The 19,621-nt window shown below is 62.4% G+C and carries 18 protein-coding genes; all 18 read right to left on the bottom strand.

Translation table 11 applies throughout. From position 1 onward, the window contains the following. Positions 1–54 precede the first annotated feature (54 nt). Complete coding sequence (hisH, locus tag GCN78_RS17330; RefSeq protein WP_152252798.1) at positions 55–693, bottom strand: imidazole glycerol phosphate synthase subunit HisH; 639 nt, start codon at positions 691–693, stop codon at positions 55–57. A gap of 38 nt (positions 694–731) precedes the next feature. Beyond that, on the bottom strand, positions 732–1,322 hold the full coding sequence (hisB, locus tag GCN78_RS17325) for an imidazoleglycerol-phosphate dehydratase HisB (protein ID WP_010402123.1): 591 nt from the start codon (positions 1,320–1,322) through the stop codon (positions 732–734). A gap of 19 nt (positions 1,323–1,341) precedes the next feature. Further along, positions 1,342–2,436: a histidinol-phosphate transaminase gene (gene hisC, locus GCN78_RS17320; RefSeq protein ID WP_152252797.1), complete on the bottom strand. Its 1,095-nt coding sequence runs from the start codon at positions 2,434–2,436 to the stop codon at positions 1,342–1,344. Positions 2,437–2,469: 33 nt separating this feature from the next. Then, positions 2,470–3,402 (bottom strand): DNA-methyltransferase, encoded by a 933-nt coding sequence (locus GCN78_RS17315; RefSeq protein WP_152252796.1) that lies wholly within the window; start codon positions 3,400–3,402, stop codon positions 2,470–2,472. Further along, entirely contained in the window at positions 3,399–4,724 is a 1,326-nt protein-coding gene (gene hisD, locus GCN78_RS17310) for a histidinol dehydrogenase (RefSeq protein WP_152252795.1), read from the bottom strand. The genes GCN78_RS17315 and hisD overlap by 4 nt, the downstream gene beginning before the upstream one ends. Before the next feature lie 24 nt (positions 4,725–4,748). Then, entirely contained in the window at positions 4,749–5,417 is a 669-nt protein-coding gene (gene hisG / locus GCN78_RS17305; protein ID WP_034753828.1) for an ATP phosphoribosyltransferase, read from the bottom strand. A gap of 20 nt (positions 5,418–5,437) precedes the next feature. Beyond that, the gene (murA, locus tag GCN78_RS17300) at positions 5,438–6,688 is read right to left on the bottom strand and encodes a UDP-N-acetylglucosamine 1-carboxyvinyltransferase (protein ID WP_152252794.1); all 1,251 of its coding nucleotides are present in this window, start codon (positions 6,686–6,688) and stop codon (positions 5,438–5,440) included. Positions 6,689–6,692: 4 nt separating this feature from the next. Further along, positions 6,693–6,929, bottom strand: coding sequence for a BolA family protein (locus GCN78_RS17295; protein WP_010402134.1), 237 nt, complete (start codon positions 6,927–6,929; stop codon positions 6,693–6,695). Between the two features lie 46 nt (positions 6,930–6,975). Continuing rightward, on the bottom strand, positions 6,976–7,737 hold the full coding sequence (locus tag GCN78_RS17290; protein ID WP_034753822.1) for an ABC transporter permease: 762 nt from the start codon (positions 7,735–7,737) through the stop codon (positions 6,976–6,978). Beyond that, positions 7,734–8,651, bottom strand: coding sequence for an ABC transporter ATP-binding protein (locus tag GCN78_RS17285; RefSeq protein WP_152252793.1), 918 nt, complete (start codon positions 8,649–8,651; stop codon positions 7,734–7,736). The genes GCN78_RS17290 and GCN78_RS17285 overlap by 4 nt, the downstream gene beginning before the upstream one ends. Before the next feature lie 211 nt (positions 8,652–8,862). Further along, complete coding sequence (locus GCN78_RS17280; protein ID WP_035823111.1) at positions 8,863–9,210, bottom strand: STAS domain-containing protein; 348 nt, start codon at positions 9,208–9,210, stop codon at positions 8,863–8,865. A gap of 40 nt (positions 9,211–9,250) precedes the next feature. Further along, positions 9,251–9,886, bottom strand: coding sequence for an MlaC/ttg2D family ABC transporter substrate-binding protein (locus GCN78_RS17275; RefSeq protein WP_152252792.1), 636 nt, complete (start codon positions 9,884–9,886; stop codon positions 9,251–9,253). A gap of 72 nt (positions 9,887–9,958) precedes the next feature. Next, positions 9,959–10,843: an MlaA family lipoprotein gene (locus GCN78_RS17270; RefSeq protein ID WP_152252791.1), complete on the bottom strand. Its 885-nt coding sequence runs from the start codon at positions 10,841–10,843 to the stop codon at positions 9,959–9,961. Beyond that, positions 10,840–11,310, bottom strand: a complete 471-nt coding sequence (mlaD, locus tag GCN78_RS17265) for an outer membrane lipid asymmetry maintenance protein MlaD (RefSeq protein WP_070219660.1) — start codon at positions 11,308–11,310, stop codon at positions 10,840–10,842. Before mlaD ends, GCN78_RS17270 begins: the two co-directional genes overlap by 4 nt. A gap of 80 nt (positions 11,311–11,390) precedes the next feature. Beyond that, on the bottom strand, positions 11,391–12,173 hold the full coding sequence (mlaE, locus tag GCN78_RS17260; RefSeq protein WP_152252790.1) for a lipid asymmetry maintenance ABC transporter permease subunit MlaE: 783 nt from the start codon (positions 12,171–12,173) through the stop codon (positions 11,391–11,393). Further along, positions 12,170–12,979 (bottom strand): ABC transporter ATP-binding protein, encoded by an 810-nt coding sequence (locus GCN78_RS17255; protein WP_152252789.1) that lies wholly within the window; start codon positions 12,977–12,979, stop codon positions 12,170–12,172. Before GCN78_RS17255 ends, mlaE begins: the two co-directional genes overlap by 4 nt. Before the next feature lie 260 nt (positions 12,980–13,239). Then, positions 13,240–14,703 (bottom strand): glutamate synthase subunit beta, encoded by a 1,464-nt coding sequence (locus tag GCN78_RS17250; protein ID WP_070290321.1) that lies wholly within the window; start codon positions 14,701–14,703, stop codon positions 13,240–13,242. A gap of 79 nt (positions 14,704–14,782) precedes the next feature. After that, positions 14,783–19,483, bottom strand: a complete 4,701-nt coding sequence (locus GCN78_RS17245; protein ID WP_152252788.1) for a glutamate synthase-related protein — start codon at positions 19,481–19,483, stop codon at positions 14,783–14,785. Positions 19,484–19,621: the final 138 nt, after the last annotated feature.

The following is a 19,621-nucleotide window of genomic DNA, read 5'->3' as shown; positions in this document are numbered from 1 at the left end:
AGAGTGAGTGAGGAGCGAAGCCGGAATGGCCACGAAGGTACATCAAAAGGTACGTCAGGGTTGCCAGTGAACGAAGTTCTTGTATAGCTGCAAGCCAGCGGCAGCACTTTTTTCAGGGTGAAACTGTGTCGCGAAAATATTATCACGGGCGACGGCGCAAGCGAACGGCGCACCATAGATAGTCTCACCCACCGTGTGCGCCGCCTCTTGAGGTTGAGCAAAATAGCTGTGCACAAAGTAAAAATACGCATTGTCGGCAATGCCATCCCACATCGCATGGGACGCCGTTTGGCGCACTTGGTTCCAACCCATTTGCGGCACCTTGAAGCGCGAACCGTCTTCCTGCACCTGGCCGTCGAGCTGGAAGCGCACGACTTTGCCTGGCAGCAAGCCCAGACCGGCCGCGTCGCCCTCTTCGCTGCCGTCGAACAGCATTTGCTCGCCGATGCACACGCCCAGCACGGGCTTGCTGTCGGCGGCGCGCAACAGCGCTTCGAGCACGCCCGATTCGCGCAGGCTGCGCATGCAGTCCGGCATGGCGCCCTGGCCCGGCAAGACGATGCGGTCGGCGCTGTCGATGTCGCCAGCGAGGCCGGAAATACGTACATCGGCTTCCGGCGCCACGGCGCGCAGCGCCTGCGCCACCGAGCGCAGGTTGCCCATGCCGTAATCCACCACCACAATTTTATTCATGTTTGATCCCGGAATCTACAGTATAGCGAGAGCGGCGCTTACAGGCTGCCCTTGGTCGATGGAATGATGCCGGCCGCGCGCTCGTCGAGCTCGGCAGCCATGCGCAGCGCGCGGCCAAAGGCCTTGAACACGGTTTCGCACTGATGGTGGGCATTCGTGCCGCGCAAGTTGTCGATATGCAATGTCACGCCCGCGTGGTTGACGAAGCCGCGGAAAAATTCCAGCGTCAGGTCGACGTCGAAGCCGGCGATCATGGCGCGCGTAAACGGGATGTGGTATTCGATGCCCGGGCGGCCCGAGAAATCGAGCACCACGCGCGACAGCGCCTCGTCCAGCGGCACGTACGCGTGGCCATAGCGGCGGATGCCCTTCTTGTCGCCGATGGCCTTGGCCACGGCCATGCCCAGCGTGATGCCCACGTCTTCCACCGTATGGTGGTTGTCGATATGCACGTCGCCCGTCGCTTCGATATCCAGGTCGATCAAGCCGTGACGGGCGATCTGGTCCAGCATATGGTCGAGGAAGGGCACGCCGGTGTTCAGCTTTTGCTGGCCCGTGCCATCCAGATTGAGGGCGACGCGAACTTGCGTCTCATTGGTGTTGCGCGTGATTTCTGCGGTGCGGTTCATGGGAGGCTCTGGCGATAGGCTAAACGAGGGATGCCTTGAAGGCATCATAAAAAAGGGAATTCTCTTCCGGGGTGCTGACGCTGATGCGCAGGCAATTGGCCAGCGCAGCATGCATTTTACTCATATTTTTAATTAAAACCCTGCGGGCAAGCAGTTTTGCGCAAACATCGTCGGAATCGGCCACACGAATCAGAAGAAAATTTGCCTTCGAGGGAAACACGGTCACGCCGGGCAGCTCCGCCAGGCGCCGCGCCAGGTCGTCGCGCGCGCTGTTGAGCAAGGCAGCCTGGGCGTTGAGCACGTCGAGGTGCTCGAGCGCGAATTCGGCCGCCGCCTGCGTCAGCACATTCACATTGTAGGGCGGGCGCACTTTCTCGAATTGCGCCAGCAGGGCCGGCGCGGCCGACATGTAGCCGAGGCGGATGCCGGCCAGGCCCAGTTTCGACACGGTGCGCATCACCACCAGGTTCTCGAACTCGGGCAGGCGGCCCATGAAACTGTGCTGCGCAAACGGCTCATACGCTTCGTCGACGACAGCGATGCCCGAGTCGCCCAGGGCGGCCAGGATGCGCTCGATGTCGGCGCCGGCAAACAGGTTGCCCGTCGGGTTGTTCGGATACGCGAGGAACACCAGCGCCGGACGGTGTTCTTCAATGGCCGCCAGCATGGCCGGCATGTCCAGGCTGAAGTCCGGGTTCAAGGGCACGCCGACGAAATCCATGCCGGCGAACTGCGCCGAGCGCGCATACATGACGAAGGCCGGCACGGGCGCCAGCAACACGGCGCGCTGGCCCGGCTCTTGGCGGGCGCAAGCCATGGCCAGGATGGAAATGAGTTCATCGGAGCCGTTGCCCAGCATGACGTCGTAGTCGGCGGGCACGCCCAGATTGGCGCAGATGGCTTTTTGCAGGCTGGCGTACGATGGCGGATAGCGGTTCAGCGCCACGCCGGCCAGGCGCGCGCCCAGTTCCTCGCGCAGATGCGGCGGCAGCGGATACGGATTTTCCATCGCATCGAGTTTGATGTAACCGCTGGCATCGGCTACCTGGTAGCTCTTGACTGCCCGCACATCGGAGCGCACGGTGTTGCTGATTAACTGATCGAGGAAAGACATGCTGCAAACACTCCTGATGAAATTAAATGGAGACTAAATGACGACGTCTTCCGGCACGGCGGCGCTGCGCGCCTTGCGGGCCGGTGCTTTTTTCACGGCGGGCGGCTTTTTCGCCGCCGCCGGCTTCTTGACGGCGGCCGGTTTTCTCGCTGCCGCCCTGGCCGGCTTGGTCGCGGCCGGCGCGGCCAGCTCCTGCGTCAAGGCCGCCAGCCGTTGTTCGATGATGGCGCAGTAATCGGGATTCAATTCAAAACCGACGAAATCACGCCCGCAGCGCTTCGCCGCCAGCGCCGTGGTGCCGCTGCCCATGAACAGGTCGAGCACCACGCCGCCCGGCGGGCACGAGGCCTTGACCATGCGCTCGATGATCTCGAGCGGCTTTTGCGTCGGGTGGTCGGCCCGTTCCGGGTGCTCCTTGTGCAGGCGCGACACGCTCCACAAGTCTTTCGGGTTGTAGCCCACTTCCAGCCATTTGGCGCCGATGAAGATCGAGCGCGAACGGGCTTTCTTGGTGGCCGCGTCATAGGCGATGCGCACCGCGTCAAGGTCGAAGTAGTAATCCTTGCGCTTGACGAAGAAGCCGATGGTGTCGTGCACCGATGAAAAGCTGCGCACGCTGCCGCCCATGGACGGCACGCGGCGGTCCCAGATGATTTCATTCATCATCGCCATGCGCTGTTTCAGCATGACGAAGATCTCCGGCGAATAGCGCCAGGTGAGGAAAATATACAGGCTGCCGTTGGCTTTGAGCTTGGGCAGCGCCGCATCGATCCACTGTTCCGTCCAGCGCAGGTAGTCGGCCACCGACTGCTGGTCCGACGCGTTGCCGTAATCCTTGCCCAGGTTGTACGGCGGATCCGTCAGGATCAGGTCCACCGAACCATCGGGAATGCGCGCCAGCCCCGCCAGCGCGTCTTCGCAATAGACCCGGTTGACCCAGTCTGGCTGCTCCGCCCTATTCGTCATGGCTGCGGCTTCAGACGCAGTTCGGCGCTGCGCGCGTGCGCCTGCAAGCCTTCGCCATACGCCAGGGTGGCGGCGACACGGCCCAGGGTTTGCGCGCCCGCTTCGCTGACGTGGATGATGGACGAACGCTTCTGGAAGTCGTACACGCCCAGCGGCGACGAGAAACGCGCCGTGCGCGAGGTCGGCAGCACGTGATTGGGACCGCAGCAATAGTCGCCCAGCGATTCGGACGAGAAGCGGCCCAGGAACATGGCGCCCGCATGGCGGATCTGCTCGGCCCACTGCTGCGGGTTCTCCGCCGAGATTTCCAGGTGTTCCGCGGCGATGCTGTTGGCGATCTCGCACGCTTCGGCCATGCTGCGCACCTTGACCAGCGCGCCGCGGTCCTGCAGCGACGTGCTGATGGTGGCCTGGCGCGGCATCGTCGGCAGCAGTCTGGCGATGCTCTCCTCCACTTTGGCGATGTAATCGGCGTCGGGGCACAGCAGGATCGCTTGCGCCAGCTCGTCGTGCTCGGCCTGCGAAAACAGGTCCATCGCGACCCAGTCGGGGTCCGTCGTGCCGTCGCACAGCACCAGGATTTCCGATGGTCCGGCGATCATGTCGATGCCGACGATGCCGAACACGCGGCGCTTGGCGGCGGCCACGTAGGCGTTGCCGGGACCGACGATTTTATCGACGGCGGCGATCGTCTGCGTGCCGTAGGCCAGCGCGCCGACGGCTTGCGCGCCGCCGATGGTGATCACGCGCGTCACGCCGGCGATCGCGGCGGCGGCCAGCACCATCTGGTTTTTCACGCCATCGGGCGTCGGCACCACCATGATGATTTCGCCCACGCCCGCCACGTGCGCGGGGATGGCGTTCATCAGCACGGACGATGGATACGCTGCCTTGCCGCCCGGGACGTAGATGCCGACCCGGTCCAGCGGCGTGATCTTCTGGCCCAGCACCGTGCCATCGGGCTCGGTGTAGCTAAAGCCGCGCAGCTCTTCGCGCTGGCGTTCGTGGAAGGCGCGGATGCGCTGCGCGGCGATCTGCAGCGCCTCGCGCTGGGCCGACGGCAAGCCGTTCAGGGCCGCCTGCAATTCGGCTTGCGAAATATCGAAGGCCGCCATTTCCGCCGCGCCGCCATGCGGGATGCGGTCGAAACGGTTGGTGTATTCCAGTACGGCGGCGTCGCCGCGCGTTTTCACATCGGCCAGGATTTTCGCGACCGACGTTTCAATCGCCGCATCGGTGCCCGCCTCGAACGCCAGCAGCGTATCGAGCGATTGTTGGAAACCATCCTGGCTTGAATCGAGCTTGCGTATCTGTATCGGCATAATCGGCTTTCTGCTACTGAGTGTCTAGGCTTGCGAGGCGCGTTCAAACGCCTCGATGATCGGCTGCAAGCGCTCGCGCTTGAGCTTTAGTGCCGCCTGGTTGACCACCAGGCGCGACGAAATTTCCATGATGTGCTCGACCTCGACGAGGTTGTTCGCGCGCAGGGTGCTGCCCGTGCTGACCAGGTCGACGATGGCGTCGGACAGACCGACCAGGGGCGCCAGCTCCATCGAGCCATACAGCTTGATCAGGTCGACGTGCACGCCCTTGGCGGCGAAATGCTCGCGCGCCGTGTGCACGAACTTGGTCGCCACGCGCAGGCGCGCGCCCTGGTGCACGGCCTTTTCGTAGTCAAAACCGGCCTGCACCGCCACCGACATGCGGCAGGCGGCGATATTCAGGTCGATCGGCTGGTACAGTCCCTCGCCGCCGTGTTCGAGCAAGACATCCTTGCCCGCCACGCCGAAGTCGGCCGCGCCGTACTGCACATACGTCGGCACGTCGCTGGCGCGCACGATGATGACGCGCACGTTCGGATCGTTGGTGGCCAAAATCAGCTTGCGCGAAGTCTCCGGGTTTTCCAGCACCTTGATGCCGGCCGCTTCCAGCAGCGGCATGGTGTCCTCGAAAATGCGGCCTTTCGAGAGCGCCAGGATCAGCTGGGAGCTGTCACCGTTGTTCGATCCGTTCATGCTCGTTCCTTTTCTTGTTTTTACTTGATGCGCACGATGTTCGCGCCGACGGCCGACAACTTCACTTCCATGCGGTCGTAGCCGCGGTCGAGGTGATAGATGCGGTCGATCAGGGTTTCGCCGTCGGCGGCCAGGGCCGCGATCACCAGCGACGCCGAAGCGCGCAGGTCGGTCGCCATCACGGGCGCGCCGCGCAACTGCTTGACGCCGGCGATGATGGCCGTGTTGCCCTCGATGGTGATGTCGGCGCCCAGGCGGTTCATTTCCTGCACGTGCATGAAGCGGTTCTCGAAGATCGTCTCGGTGACGCGGCTGGCGCCGTTGGCGATGGTGTTCACCGCCATGAACTGCGCCTGCATGTCGGTCGGGAAGCCCGGGTATTCCGTGGTGCGGAAGCTGACGGGGTTCGGACGGGCCGACATCTCGGCGCGGATCCAGTCGGCGCCGAAGGTCATCGTCAGGCCCATGGCGCGCAGCTTGTCGAGCGCCGCATCGAGGATATCGGTGCGCACGTTGCGCAGGGTGATATCGCCGCCGGTGGCCGCCACGGCGCACAGGAAGGTGCCCGTTTCGATGCGGTCGGCGATGACCGCGTGCGAGGCGCCGTGCAAGGACTCGACGCCCTGGATCACCAGGCGGCTGGTGCCGATGCCGTCGATCTTCGCGCCCATGGCCACCAGCAGGTGCGCCAGGTCGGTCACTTCCGGTTCGCAGGCGGCGTTTTCCAGGATGGTCTCGCCTTCGGCCAGGGTCGCGGCCATCAGCAGATTCTCGGTGCCGGTGACGGTGATCATGTCGGTGACGATGCGCGCGCCTTTGAGCTTGGCGCACTTGGCGTAGATGTAGCCCGCTTCGATGCGGATCTCGGCGCCCAGCGCTTCGAGGCCCTTGATGTGCTGGTCGACGGGGCGCGAACCGATGGCGCAGCCGCCCGGCAGCGAGACCTTGGCTTCGCCGAAGCGCGCCAGCATGGGGCCCAGCACGAGGATCGAGGCGCGCATGGTTTTCACCAGTTCATACGGCGCTTCCAGGGTGTCGATGGCGCTGCCGTTGAGAACCACGCGGTCGCCGTCCTGCTGCACTTTCAGGCCCGTCTGGCCCAGCAGTTTCAACATGGTGGCCACGTCGTGCAGGTGCGGCACGTTGGTCAGGTCCAGGTCGCCCGCGGTCAAGAGACCCGCGCACAGGATGGGCAGGGCGGCGTTTTTCGCGCCGGAGATGGCGATGTCGCCGTTCAGGCGGTTGCCGCCGTTGATGAGGAGCTTGTCCATGTGCTTATCCTTGGAATTCTTCGGGTGTCAGGGTTTTCATCGACAGCGCGTGGATTTCTTCGCGCATGCGGTCGCCCAGCGCCGCGTAGACGATCTGGTGGCGGGCGATCAGGCGCTTGCCGGCAAACGCGGGCGAGACGATCACGGCCTGGAAGTGCTGGCCATCGCCCTCCACTTCGAGGTGCGTGCATTCGAGGCCGGCCGACAGATAGCCGTGGATCAGTTCTGGAGTGGTGGTCACGATAAGTCCTTGATATTGAATAATGTAGTGATGTGATGTGCCGTAATCAATGGCGCAAACGATAGCCGCTTTTCAGCAAGCGGATCGACGCCAGCGCCAGGATCACGAGGAAGCCGGCGACGATGGAAAGACTGAGCCACGGGCTGACGTCGGACACGCCGAAGAAGCCGTAGCGGAAGCCGTCGATCATGTAAAAGAACGGGTTCAGGTGCGATACCGTCTGCCAGAAGGCGGGCAGCGAGTGGATCGAATAGAACACGCCCGACAGGAACGTGGCCGGCATGATCAGGAAGTTCTGGAAGGCGGCCAGCTGGTCGAATTTCTCGGCCCAGATGCCGGCGATCAGGCCCATGGTGCCCAGCATGGCGGCGCCCAAAAAGGCGAAGACGACGATCCACAGCGGCGCGACAAACGACAGGTCGGCGAACCAGCACGTGATGGCAAACACGCCAAAGCCCACGGCCAGGCCGCGCGCGACGGAAGCGAGTACATACGCCGAGAAGATTTCCCAGTGCGACAGAGGCGTGAGCAGCACGAACACGAGGTTGCCCGTGATCTTGGACTGGATCAGCGAGGACGAGGAATTGGCGAAGGCGTTTTGCAGCACGCTCATCATCACCAGGCCGGGAATCAGAAAGGCCGTGTAGCTGACGCCGGGGCTCGGCTCCACGCGGCCATCCAACACATGGCCAAACACCAGCAGGTACAGCATCGACGTGAGCACGGGCGCGGCCACGGTTTGCGTCGCCACTTTCCAGAAGCGCAGCGTCTCTTTGTAGACGAGGGTGCGAAATCCTGTCGAAATCATACGGTACCTTTATCCATGATCTGCAAGAAGATATCTTCCAGGTCGGCTTGTTGCAATTGCATTTCATCGATTTCGACGCCCGCTTCGCGCAGGCGGGCGAGGATTTTCTCGACTTCGCTGTATTCGTTGACGCGCAGGCTGAACTTGTTCGGCGCCTGCTGCTCTTCCGGGTGCAGCACCAGGTGCTGCAGGTCGGCCGGCAGGCTGCCATTCTTGAGGTGCAGCTGCAGCTGTGAACCGGCGATGCGGCGGATCAGCGCCGACATGGTGTCGAGCGCCACCACCTTGCCGGTTTTCAGCATGGCCACGCGCTGGCACATGGCTTGTGCCTCTTCCAGGTAGTGGGTGGTCAGCACGACCGTGTGGCCGCCTTCGCGGTTCAGGCGCGAGATGAACTTCCACAGGGTCTGGCGCAGTTCCACGTCGACGCCGGCGGTCGGCTCATCGAGCACGATGACGGGCGGCTTGTGCACCAGCGCCTGGGCCACGAGCACGCGGCGCTTCATGCCGCCGGACAGGGCGCGCATATTCGTGTCGGCCTTGCCGGTCAAGTCGAGGTTTTCCATGACCTCGTCGATCCACTTGTCGTTGTTCGGCAGGCCAAAGTAACCGGATTGCAAACGCAGGGTTTCGCGCACGGTGAAAAACGGATCGAACACCAGTTCCTGCGGCACCACGCCCAGGTTGCGGCGCGCATTGCGGAAGTCCGTGACCACGTCGTGGCCGTGGATCTTGACGCTGCCCGCGTCGGGGCGTATCAGGCCGGCGATGATGGAAATGAGGGTCGTCTTGCCGGCGCCGTTCGGGCCGAGCAGGCCGAAGAACTCGCCTTCCTCGATGGCCAGCGACACGCCGCCCAGCGCCTTGAGCGATTTATAGCTCTTTTCTACATTCGTGATTTGAATTGCGGTCATGTGCTTGTTTCAAGTGTAATGCGTCTGGTGTGATGCGCCAGTTGCCGGGGACATCCAGGCCGGCAGGCCGGTGCAGGGCGCCGCCTTCAGGCGAGGACGGCGCAACAGTCAATTATAGTTGGAAACTTCGTGGAACACTTGGAGATCAATCCGGCGGCGCTGCTGGCCTGCCGGCTTGAAAGCTACTGCTGATGCGGGGAGTGGGACAGGATCAATGATGATGCAGGTCGGACGGGCTGCGTTCGGCGTGGCCGCCGGCGCTGGCGCAGTCGTCGGCGCTCAGGGTGCTCGACACGAGCGAGCAGACGCCATACAGCTTGGTGAGGTTTTTCAGGTTGTTCGGCAGGTTTTTCAGCTCCAGCACGGCGCCGGCATCCTGCGCGGCGCGCTGCCACGTCAGCATGACGGAGACGGCCGCCGAATCGACGGCCTTGACGTTGCGCAGGTCGAACTTGGTCTGACCCGAGCGGATGGCGTCCAGACCCTGCTCCAATGCCGAAGTGGCATTGTGCACGGTCAGGGAAGTCAGGGACTGCAAGGTGTCGAGAGAGTCGGGCATGGCGTCGGGCTGCGCTGGTCTGGAGCTATATGATAGCCGATTATTTGGCTTTGGCGACGGGACGGCTGGCCAGGGCCTTGTTTTTCGCGGCCAGGGTCTTGATCAGGCCATCGATGCCGCCCTTGCTGATCTCGCTGGCAAAGCTGCTTTTGTACGTTTCCACCAGCCACGCGCCCAGCACGTTGATGTCATAGATCTTCCAGCCGGACGGGGTTTTCGCCACGCGGTAGTTCAGGGGCACGGGTTCGCCGCGCGCCACGTTCACCTGCGAGCGCACTTCCACTTCCATGTCGCTAGGGTCGGCGCGCAGCGGCTTGAATTCCACGGTTTCGTTCTTGATCTGCGACAGGGCGCCCGAATACGTGTAGATCAGCAGGGTGCGGAATTCCGCGGCCAGCTGCTTTTGCTGGTCCGGCGTGGCGTCGCGCCAGAAGCGGCCGGCGGCCAGGGCCGTCATGCGCTGGAAATCCACGTAGGGCAAGATCTTGCTTTCCACCAATTCGGTGACGCGCTTGATATCGCCAGCCTGGATGGCCTTGTCGTTCTTGGCCGTGTCGATCACGTCCTGGCTGATGCGTTTGACCAGGACGTCCGGCGCTTCCACGGCGGGGGCGGCCTGGGCGGCGGTGGCAAAGGCGATGGTGGCCATCGCCAGCAGTTGTTTCATCAATTTCATGGTTCTACCTTTCATGGTGTTGCTATGCACCGGCTGGCGTTGATCGCAGCCGTGGTGTTTCTGTACCGCAGTTTACTCCTGAGGCTTTGCCTGGGAAGCCACGGTATTGCTACCAGATGTTACGAGGTCAGCCGGGGCCACTTCGGCCGCGGCCGTCGCAGGCGGCGTTTCCGCTGGGACGGCTTGCGGTTTTGCCTCGTACTCCGGCTCATAATCGCTGCTGTCGTTTTTTGGCACTTTGCGGTCGCGGCGGTCCGTATCGCCATCGAACACCTTGCTTTCGCGCGCCTGCAGGAAGCCGTCGCGGATGAATTCATAACGGTCCAGCGCGGCCGCTTCCATCAGGTTGGTCGCGTCGAGCAGCGCGGCGCGCTTGTCGACCACGCGCGTCACCGTGCCGATATTGCGCACCGAGACAGGGTCCTTGTAGCGCCATGGGTCGCCCGTGATATCGAGCGGCAGGGCCACCGTGTCGCGCACGGTCGATGGGCCCAGCAGCGGCAACATCACGTAGGGACCAGGCTGGACGCCATACCAGCCCAGGGTCTGGCCAAAGTCTTCGCTATGCTTGGGAATGCCCGCCTGCGACGCGATGTCGATCAGGCCAAAGATGCCGAAGGTCGAGTTCATGCTGACGCGCACGACGTCTTGCAAGCCCGCTTCACCCTTGCCTTGCAGCAAATTGTTCACGGCGCTCCACACGTCGGACAAGTTGCCGAAGAAGTTGCCCACGCCTGTTTGCACGAACGATGGCGTGACGGTCTTGTAGGCCGTGGCGACCGGCTTCAGGGCGACCTGGTCGACGGTGTCGTTGAACTTGAACATGGCGCGGTTGTACCCTTCCAGCGGGTCGCGCGGATTGGTGCCGGTGGCGCAAGCGCTCACGCTGGCGGCGATGGCCAGGGCCAGGCTGATACGTACCAGACTGCCTTGGGATTGCTTGATCGACTCGCTCATTTGCTGTCCTTTCCTTCCGCTGCCTTGCTGTAGATGAACTGATTGATCAGGTCTTCCAGCACTGTGGCCGATTGAGTACGGGCGATCTTGTCGCCCTCTGCCAGGTTCGCCAGATCGCCGCCTGCTTCCAGGCCGATATATTGCTCACCCAGCAAACCGGCCGTCAAAATCTTGGCCGAGCTGTCTTTCGGAAATTTGTAGCCATCTTCGATGTCGAGTTTTACCAATGCCTGGTAAGTCTTGTCGTCAAACCGGATCTCCGCCACGCGCCCCACCACCACGCCAGCGCCCTTGACGGGCGCCTGCGGCTTGAGGCCGCCAATATTGTCGAACTTGGCCGTAATGGTATACGTCTTGCTGAATGACAGCGAGCTCATATTGCCGGCCTTGAGCGCCAGAAACATCAATGCCGCCACACCCAGCAAGACGAACAAGCCGACCCAGACATCCAAAGATTTACGTTGCATAAACAATCCTAAATAATTTTTACTTGCTGCCGCCTGCGCAACATCCTGCCCAGGCCCGCTGTTTTGTCGCTGATCGGCAATTACTTGCTAAACATCAACGCCGTCATCATGAAATCGAGCCACCACACCATCAACGACGAAATGACCACCGTGCGCGTGGTGGCGCCGGACACGTCTTCCGGCGTCGGCTGTGCCTGGTACCCCTGGAACAGCGCGATGAAGGTCACCGCGATGCCGAACACCAGGCTCTTGATGGTGCCGTTGCCCACTTCTTTCCAGACATCCACGCCGCCTTGCATCTGCGACCAGAACGAGCCTTCATCGACGCCGATCAGCACCACGCCGACCAGATAGCTGCCGATGATGCCGACGGCCGTGAAGATGGCGCCCAGGATAGGCATGGCGATCACGCCGGCCCAGAAACGGGGTGCCAGCACGCGCTGGATCGGGTTGACCGCCATCATTTCCATGGCCGACAATTGCTCGCCCGCCTTCATCAAGCCAATTTCCGCCGTCAGCGAGGTGCCGGCGCGGCCGGCGAACAGCAGGGCCGTGACGACGGGCCCCAGTTCGCGCGTCAGCGACAGCGCCACCAGCAAGCCCAGCGACTGCTCGGCGCCATACGTGGTCAGGGTGTAATAGCCTTGCAGCCCCAGCACCATGCCGACGAACAGGCCGGAGACGGCGGTGATCACCAGCGAGCGGTTACCGATAAAAAACAGTTGCTCGATCACCAGGCGCGGACGGCGCCACAGGCCGCCCGACGAGGCGATGATGATGAAAAACGAGCGCACGGCAAAGCCGAGGTCTTGTACCGCATTGCGCAACCATGCTCCGATCGACGCCAGGAAACGCGCGATCATCGGCCCGCTCCCGCGTGCAAGCCCAGGTCGTCGGCCAGCGACTTGCCCGGATAATGGAACGGCACCGGACCATCGGCCTCGGCATTGACGAATTGCTTGACGTACGGATGCGTCGACACGGCCATCTCGGCCGGCGTGCCGTGCGCCACGATCTTGCCCGATGACAGAAAATAGACATAATCAGCGATGGCGAAACACTCCTTCACATCGTGCGATACCAGGATAGACGTGGAGCCCAGCGCATCGTTCAGATTGCGGATCAAATTGGCCGTCACGCCCATGGAAATCGGGTCCAGGCCGGCGAACGGCTCGTCGTACATGATCAGTTCGGGATCGAGCGCGATGGCGCGCGCCAGCGCGACGCGGCGGCCCATGCCGCCCGAGATCTCGGCCGGCTTCAATTGCGCCGCATTGCGCAAGCCGACGGCGTGCAGCTTCATCAGCACCAGGGTGCGGATCAGCTCTTCATTCAAGTCCGTGTGTTCGCGCAGGGGGAAGGCCACGTTCTCGAACGCCGTCAAGTCCGTAAACAAGGCGCCGTGCTGGAACAGCATGCCCATCTTGCGGCGCAGCTGATATAACTCGTCGGTCCCCAGCGTATGCACGATCTGGCCGTCGACATTCACGGAACCGGAACCGGGGCGCAACTGGCCGCCGATCAGGCGCAGTACGGTCGTCTTGCCACTGCCGGAGCCACCCATGACGGCCACAACTTTTCCACGTGGGAAATCCATTTGAAGGCCCGATAAAATCGAACGTTCTCCATAGGCAAAGTGTAAATCACGGATCTCAACAAGATTTGGCACGACGAAGCTCACTATTTTAATGGCGTATTGTAGTGCAGAAACGCCAACCTCTGCTGAGACACCCCTCGGGACAGCCCCGTAAAGGGGAAGAATACAACACTAATGAATCGAAAGTCAGATATTGTAGTGGAAATTTGACCACCCCATCGCGTCCCTGCCCGATCGCCTTCGCAGCTGTTGACTTGACAGGCAAAAATAACAAAGGCCACGTCGCGCTGCGCGCCGTGGCCCTGGCAAAAAAACGAACAATTGCTCGTTAATTAGCGCGGCAGCAGGGATGCCCCCATCAGGAACTCATCGACGGCGCGCGCGCACTGGCGCCCTTCGCGGATGGCCCACACCACCAGCGACTGGCCACGGCGCATGTCGCCGGCCGCAAACACCTTGGCCACCGAGGTCTGGTAGCAGCCGGCGCCATCCGTTGTCGCCTTGACGTTGCCGCGCGCATCCGTATCGACGCCGAACGCTTGCAGCACTTGTTGTACAGGGGAAACAAAACCCATGGCCAGGAAGACCAGGTCCGCCTTCATCTCGAATTCCGAGTTCGGCACTTCGCTCATCTTGCCGTCCTTCCACTCGACTCTGCAGGCGATCAGCTTTTCCACCTTGCCGCCCTTGCCTTCGAAACGCTTGGTGGCCACGGCCCAGTCGCGCTCGCAGCCTTCCTCGTGCGAGGACGAGGTGCGCAGCTTGGTCGGCCAGTACGGCCAGACCAGCGGCTTGTTTTCCTGTTCCGGCGGCTGCGGCATCAGTTCGAACTGGGCCACCGAGGCGGCGCCATGGCGGTTCGAGGTGCCGACGCAGTCGGAACCCGTGTCACCGCCGCCGATCACCACCACGTGCTTGCCCGTGGCCTTGATCTGGTCCTTGAGCTTGTCGCCCGCGTTGACCTTGTTTTGCAGTGGCAGGAAATCCATGGCGAAGTGCACGCCTTTCAATTCGCGGCCCGGCACGGGCAAGTCGCGCGGCTGCTCGGCGCCGCCGGCCATGATGACGGCGTCAAATTCCTTTTCCAGGTCTTCCGGGAAAATGGTTTCCTTGGCCCAGTTGTTGACATGGGCAGGGAAATCCTTGCCGACCAGCACGCTGGTGCGGAACACGACGCCTTCGGCTTCCATCTGTTTCACGCGCAGGTCGATGTGCGACTTTTCCATCTTGAAGTCGGGAATGCCGTAACGCAGCAGACCACCGACCCGGTCGCTCTTTTCAAACACGGTGACGGCATGGCCGGCGCGCGCCAACTGCTGCGCCGCCGCCAAGCCGGCGGGGCCGGAACCGACGATGGCCACTTTCTTGCCCGTGCTGAAGCTTGCCGGCTGCGGCGTGACCCAGCCGTGCTCCCAGCCCATGTCGATGATTTTATGTTCGATCGACTTGATGCCGACCGGATCTTCGTGGATGCCCAGGGTGCAGGCCGATTCGCACGGCGCCGGGCAGATGCGGCCCGTAAATTCCGGGAAGTTATTTGTCGAATGCAAGATGTCGAGCGCTTCGCGGTAGGCGCCGCGGTACACCAGGTCATTCCAGTCGGGAATGATGTTGTTCACGGGACAGCCCGTGGTGCAGAAGGGGATGCCGCAATCCATGCAGCGCGCGCCCTGCACGGTCGCTTGCGCGTCCGACAGGTGCAGCACGAATTCCTTGTAGTTCTTCAGACGCGCGGCAGGCTCCAGATAGTGTTCGTCCTGGCGCTTGAATTCCATGAAGCCGGTAATTTTACCCACGATGTTTCCTTTGTATTTGGCTGGCGGGGAGCGGCCGGGCCGCTCCCTGCTCATTCATTTGGCAATGAGCTTGGCTGGCTCAGGCGGCGACGGCTTGCACTTCCATGGCGGCGTCAGCTGCCATCTCGATCAGCGCGCGCTTGTATTCGTTCGGGAAGACCTTCACGAACTTGCCGCGCGCCGCGGCCCAGTCGTCCAGCAGGACGCGGGCGCGGGTGCTGCCCGTGTGCTTGAAGTGACGCTCGATCAGGCGCTTGAGGATGACCTCGTCCGCTTCCGGCACGCCGTCGCGGTGCTGCGTATGCCAGGCGTCGCGGTCGACATGCTGTTCCGCCGCCGACACGACCTTGTCCAGGCTGACCATGGCCGTGTTGCACTTGCTGGCAAAGTCACCAAGCGGGTCATATACATAGGCGATGCCGCCCGACATGCCGGCCGCGAAGTTGCGTCCCGTGTTGCCCAGGACCACCACCGTGCCGCCCGTCATGTATTCGCAGCCATGGTCGCCCAGGCCCTCGACCACCGTGGTGGCGCCCGAGTTGCGCACGGCAAAGCGTTCGCCGGCCACGCCATTGAAGAACGCTTCGCCGGCGATGGCGCCGTACAGCACCGTGTTGCCGATGATGATGTTGTCCACGGCCCAGCCACGGAATTCCGTATTCGGCCGCACGATGATGCGTCCGCCCGACAAGCCCTTGCCCACGTAATCGTTGCCTTCGCCCACCAGGTCGATCGTGATGCCGTGCGCCAGGAAGGCGCAGGCCGACTGGCCCGCCGTGCCTTGCAGCTGGATGTGGATGGTGTCGTCCGGCAAGCCGGCGTGGCCGTATTTCTTCGCCACTTCGCCGGACAGCATGGTGCCGACCGTGCGGTTCAGGTTGCGCACGGGCGAGATGAAGGAGACGCGCTCGCCCTTTTCCAGCGCCGCGCGCGCTTGCGCGATCAGCTTGTGGTCGAGCGCCTTTTCCAGCGCATGGTCCTGGAATTCCACGTGGCGGCAGGCTTGGCCATCCGGGGTTTCCGGCTTGTAGAAGATGGACGAGAAGTCCAGTCCCTGCGCCTTCCAGTGCGAAATCGCCTTCGATTTGTCCAGCAAGTCGACACGGCCGATCAGCTCGTCGTACGTGCGGATGCCCAGCTGCGCCATCAATTGACGGGCTTCCTCGGCAACGAAGAAGAAGTAGTTGACGACATACTCGGGTTTGCCCGAGAACTTGGCGCGCAGCACCGGATCTTGCGTGGCCACGCCCACCGGGCACGTATTCAAGTGGCATTTGCGCATCATGATGCAGCCTTCCACCACCAGCGGCGCCGTGGCGAAACCGATCTCGTCGGCGCCAAGCAGGGCGGCGATGACCACGTCGCGGCCCGTCTTCATCTGGCCGTCGGCCTGCACGCGGATGCGGCTGCGCAAGCCATTCAAGACCAGCGTTTGTTGCGTTTCGGCCAGACCCAGCTCCCACGGCGTGCCCGCATGTTTCACGGACGACAATGGGGAGGCGCCCGTGCCGCCGTCATGGCCGGCGACGACCACGTGGTCGGCTTTCGCCTTGGTGACGCCGGCGGCGACCGTGCCGATGCCCACTTCCGACACCAGTTTCACGGAGATCGACGCGCGCGGATTGGCGTTCTTCAAGTCATGGATCAGCTGTGCCAGATCTTCGATCGAGTAGATGTCGTGGTGCGGCGGCGGCGAAATCAAGCCCACGCCCGGCACGGAAAAGCGCAGGCTGGCGATGTATTCGGACACCTTATGGCCCGGCAACTGACCGCCTTCGCCCGGTTTCGCGCCCTGCGCCATCTTGATCTGGATCTGGTCGGCCGAATTCAGGTAGGCGGCCGTGACGCCGAAACGTCCCGACGCCACCTGCTTGATGCGCGAGCGCATGGAATCGCCTTCCTGCAGCGGAATATCGACGACGATCTGCTCGCTGCCCACGACGGACGCCATGGTATCGCCCTGGCGGATCGGGATGCCCTTCAATTCCTGCGTGTAGCGGTTCGGATCTTCGCCGCCCTCGCCCGTGTTCGACTTGCCGCCGATGCGGTTCATGGCGACCGCAAGCGTTGCGTGCGCTTCCGTGCTGATGGAACCGAGCGACATGGCGCCCGTGGCGAAGCGCTTGACGATTTCCTTGGCCGGTTCCACTTCATCGAGCGGGATGGCCTTGGTCGGGTCGAGCTTGAACTCGAACAGGCCGCGCAGGGTCAGGTGACGACGGCTCTGGTCGTTGATGATTTGCGCGTACTCCTTATAACTGGAGAAATTGTTGCTGCGCGTGGAATGCTGCAGCTTCGCAATCGCATCCGGCGTCCACATGTGGTCTTCGCCGCGCACGCGGAACGCGTATTCGCCGCCCGCGTCGAGCTTATCCGACAGCACGGGATCGTTGCCGAAGGCCAGCGCGTGCAGGCGCAGCGCCTCTTCCGCCACCTCAAACACGCCGATGCCTTCCACGTTCGAAGCCGTGCCCTTGAAATATTTGTCCACCAGCGACTTGTTCAAGCCGATGGCTTCGAAGATTTGCGCGCCGCAGTAGGACATATACGTCGAAATACCCATCTTCGACATGACCTTCATCAAGCCCTTGCCCACGGCCTTGGTGTAGTTGTAGATGGCTTTCTCGCCCGACAGGTCGCCCGGCAAGCCGTGCGCCATCTCGGCCAGGGTTTCCATGGCCAGGTAGGGGTGGACGGCTTCCGCGCCATAGCCGGCCAGCAAGGCGAAGTGGTGCGTTTCGCGGGCCGAGCCCGTTTCCACGACGAGGCCGGTGGAGGCGCGCAAGCCCTTGCTCACCAGGTGCTGGTGCACGGTGGACGTGGCCAGCAGCGCGGGGATCGCCACCTGGTCGGCGCAGATGGCGCGGTCCGAGACGATCAGGATGTTGTGGCCAGACTTGACGGCGTCGACGGCTTCCGCGCACAGCGAGGCCAGGCACGCTTCCACGCCTTCCTTGCCCCAGGCCAGCGGGTAGCAGATGTCCAGTTCGTACGACTTGAACTTGCCGCCCGTGTGGGCGCTGATGTTGCGCAGGCGCGCCATGTCGTCAAAGCCCAGCACGGGCTGCGCCACTTCCAGGCGCATCGGCGGATTCACGTTATTCGTGTCCAGCAAGTTCGGTTTCGGGCCGATGAAGGACACCAGCGACATCACCATCGCTTCGCGGATCGGGTCGATCGGCGGATTCGTCACTTGCGCGAACAATTGCTTGAAGTAGTTATACAGCGGCTTCAATTTGTTCGACATGACGGCCAGCGGCGAGTCATTGCCCATCGAGCCCGTCGCCTCTTCGCCGGCCAGCGCCATCGGCGCCATGAGGAATTTCAAGTCTTCCTGCGTATAGCCGAACGCCTGCTGGCGGTCCAGCAACGATGGCTGGGCTTTTTCGCCCTGGGCGCGGTCCTGCTTGGCTTGCCCTTCGGCCAGCTTGATCTCGTCGAGCTTGATGCGCACCGAGTTGATCCACGCTTTATAGGGCTTGGCGTTGGCGTAGGTGTTTTTGAGTTCCTGGTCGTCGATGATGCGGCCCGCTTCCAGGTCGATCAGGAACATCTTGCCAGGCTGCAAGCGCCATTTCTGGATGATCTTCGACTCGGGAATAGGCAGCACGCCCGATTCCGACGCCATCACCACCAGGTCGTCGTCCGTGACGATGTAGCGGGCCGGACGCAAGCCGTTGCGGTCCAGGGTGCCGCCGATGTGGCGACCGTCCGTGAACGCCATGGCGGCGGGGCCGTCCCACGGTTCCATCATGGCCGCGTGGTATTCATAGAAGGCGCGGCGGTTGTCATCCATCGTCGTGTGGTTTTCCCACGCTTCCGGAATCATCATCATCATCGCCTGGGCGATCGGGTAGCCGGCCATCAACAGCAGTTCCAGCGCATTGTCGAAGCACGCCGTGTCGGACTGGCCTTCATAGATCAAGGGGAACAGCTTTTGCAGGTCGTCGCCCAGCACGGCCGACTTCATCACGCCTTCGCGCGCGCGCATCCAGTTGAAGTTGCCTTTCACCGTGTTGATCTCGCCGTTGTGGGCGATCAGGCGGTACGGGTGGGCCAGCGGCCATTCGGGGAAGGTATTCGTCGAGAAACGCTGGTGCACCAGGGCCAGGGCCGAGATGCAGCGCGCGTCCTGCAAGTCCTTGTAGTACACGCCCACTTGGTCGGCCAGCAGCAAGCCTTTATAGACGATGGTACGGGCCGACATCGACGGCACGAAGAATTCCTTGCCGTGCAGCAGTTTCAAGGCCTGGATGGCGTGGCCCGACGATTTGCGGATCACATACAGTTTGCGCTCGAGCGCGTCGGTGACCATGATGTCCGGGCCGCGGCCGATGAAGATCTGGCGGATCACCGGTTCCTTGGCGCGCACGGTGGGCGACATCGGCATATCCGTATCGATGGGCACGTTGCGCCAGCCCAGCACGACCTGGCCCTCGATGCGCACGGCGCGTTCGATTTCCTGTTCGCAGGCGATGCGCGACGCGTGTTCCTTCGGCAGGAAGACCATGCCCACGCCGTATTCGCCAGGCGGCGGCAATTCCACGCCCTGCTTGGCCATTTCTTCGCGGTAGTACTGGTCGGGAATCTGGATCAGGATGCCGGCGCCATCGCCCATCAGCGCATCGGCGCCCACGGCGCCCCGGTGATCGAGGTTTTTCAGAATCAGCAAACCCTGTTCGACGATCGAATGGGTCTTGTTGCCCTTGATATGGGCGACGAAACCGACGCCGCAGGCATCGTGTTCATTGGCTGGGTCGTACAGGCCTTGCGCTTTCATGGGCTTCTCCGCTGCATATGACTATCGAAAAACTAGAGTAGTGCAACGCAACAAAAAACTCAACTAGAACAATTAGGGTCGGAGTCGAATTAAATTCAATTCTGTCGCTCTAAAAATTTAATAGGGACATAGTCGACA

Origin of the sequence: Janthinobacterium rivuli (assembly GCF_009208735.1) — a bacterium.
In the GTDB taxonomy this organism is placed as follows: domain Bacteria; phylum Pseudomonadota; class Gammaproteobacteria; order Burkholderiales; family Burkholderiaceae_D; genus Janthinobacterium.
This window is presented reverse-complemented; position numbering and strand designations above follow the sequence as displayed.

Bases quoted from the DNA above. Each gene is read 5' to 3' on its own strand.
- hisH (WP_152252798.1), bottom strand. From the start codon at position 693: ATGAATAAAATTGTGGTGGTGGATTACGGCATGGGCAACCTGCGCTCG.
- hisB (WP_010402123.1), bottom strand. From the start codon at position 1,322: ATGAACCGCACCGCAGAAATCACGCGCAACACCAATGAGACGCAAGTT.
- hisC (WP_152252797.1), bottom strand. From the start codon at position 2,436: ATGTCTTTCCTCGATCAGTTAATCAGCAACACCGTGCGCTCCGATGTG.
- GCN78_RS17315 (WP_152252796.1), bottom strand. From the start codon at position 3,402: ATGACGAATAGGGCGGAGCAGCCAGACTGGGTCAACCGGGTCTATTGC.
- hisD (WP_152252795.1), bottom strand. From the start codon at position 4,724: ATGCCGATACAGATACGCAAGCTCGATTCAAGCCAGGATGGTTTCCAA.
- hisG (WP_034753828.1), bottom strand. From the start codon at position 5,417: ATGAACGGATCGAACAACGGTGACAGCTCCCAGCTGATCCTGGCGCTC.
- murA (WP_152252794.1), bottom strand. From the start codon at position 6,688: ATGGACAAGCTCCTCATCAACGGCGGCAACCGCCTGAACGGCGACATC.
- GCN78_RS17290 (WP_034753822.1), bottom strand. From the start codon at position 7,737: ATGATTTCGACAGGATTTCGCACCCTCGTCTACAAAGAGACGCTGCGC.
- GCN78_RS17285 (WP_152252793.1), bottom strand. From the start codon at position 8,651: ATGACCGCAATTCAAATCACGAATGTAGAAAAGAGCTATAAATCGCTC.
- GCN78_RS17280 (WP_035823111.1), bottom strand. From the start codon at position 9,210: ATGCCCGACTCTCTCGACACCTTGCAGTCCCTGACTTCCCTGACCGTG.
- GCN78_RS17275 (WP_152252792.1), bottom strand. From the start codon at position 9,886: ATGAAATTGATGAAACAACTGCTGGCGATGGCCACCATCGCCTTTGCC.
- GCN78_RS17270 (WP_152252791.1), bottom strand. From the start codon at position 10,843: ATGAGCGAGTCGATCAAGCAATCCCAAGGCAGTCTGGTACGTATCAGC.
- mlaD (WP_070219660.1), bottom strand. From the start codon at position 11,310: ATGCAACGTAAATCTTTGGATGTCTGGGTCGGCTTGTTCGTCTTGCTG.
- mlaE (WP_152252790.1), bottom strand. From the start codon at position 12,173: ATGATCGCGCGTTTCCTGGCGTCGATCGGAGCATGGTTGCGCAATGCG.
- GCN78_RS17245 (WP_152252788.1), bottom strand. From the start codon at position 19,483: ATGAAAGCGCAAGGCCTGTACGACCCAGCCAATGAACACGATGCCTGC.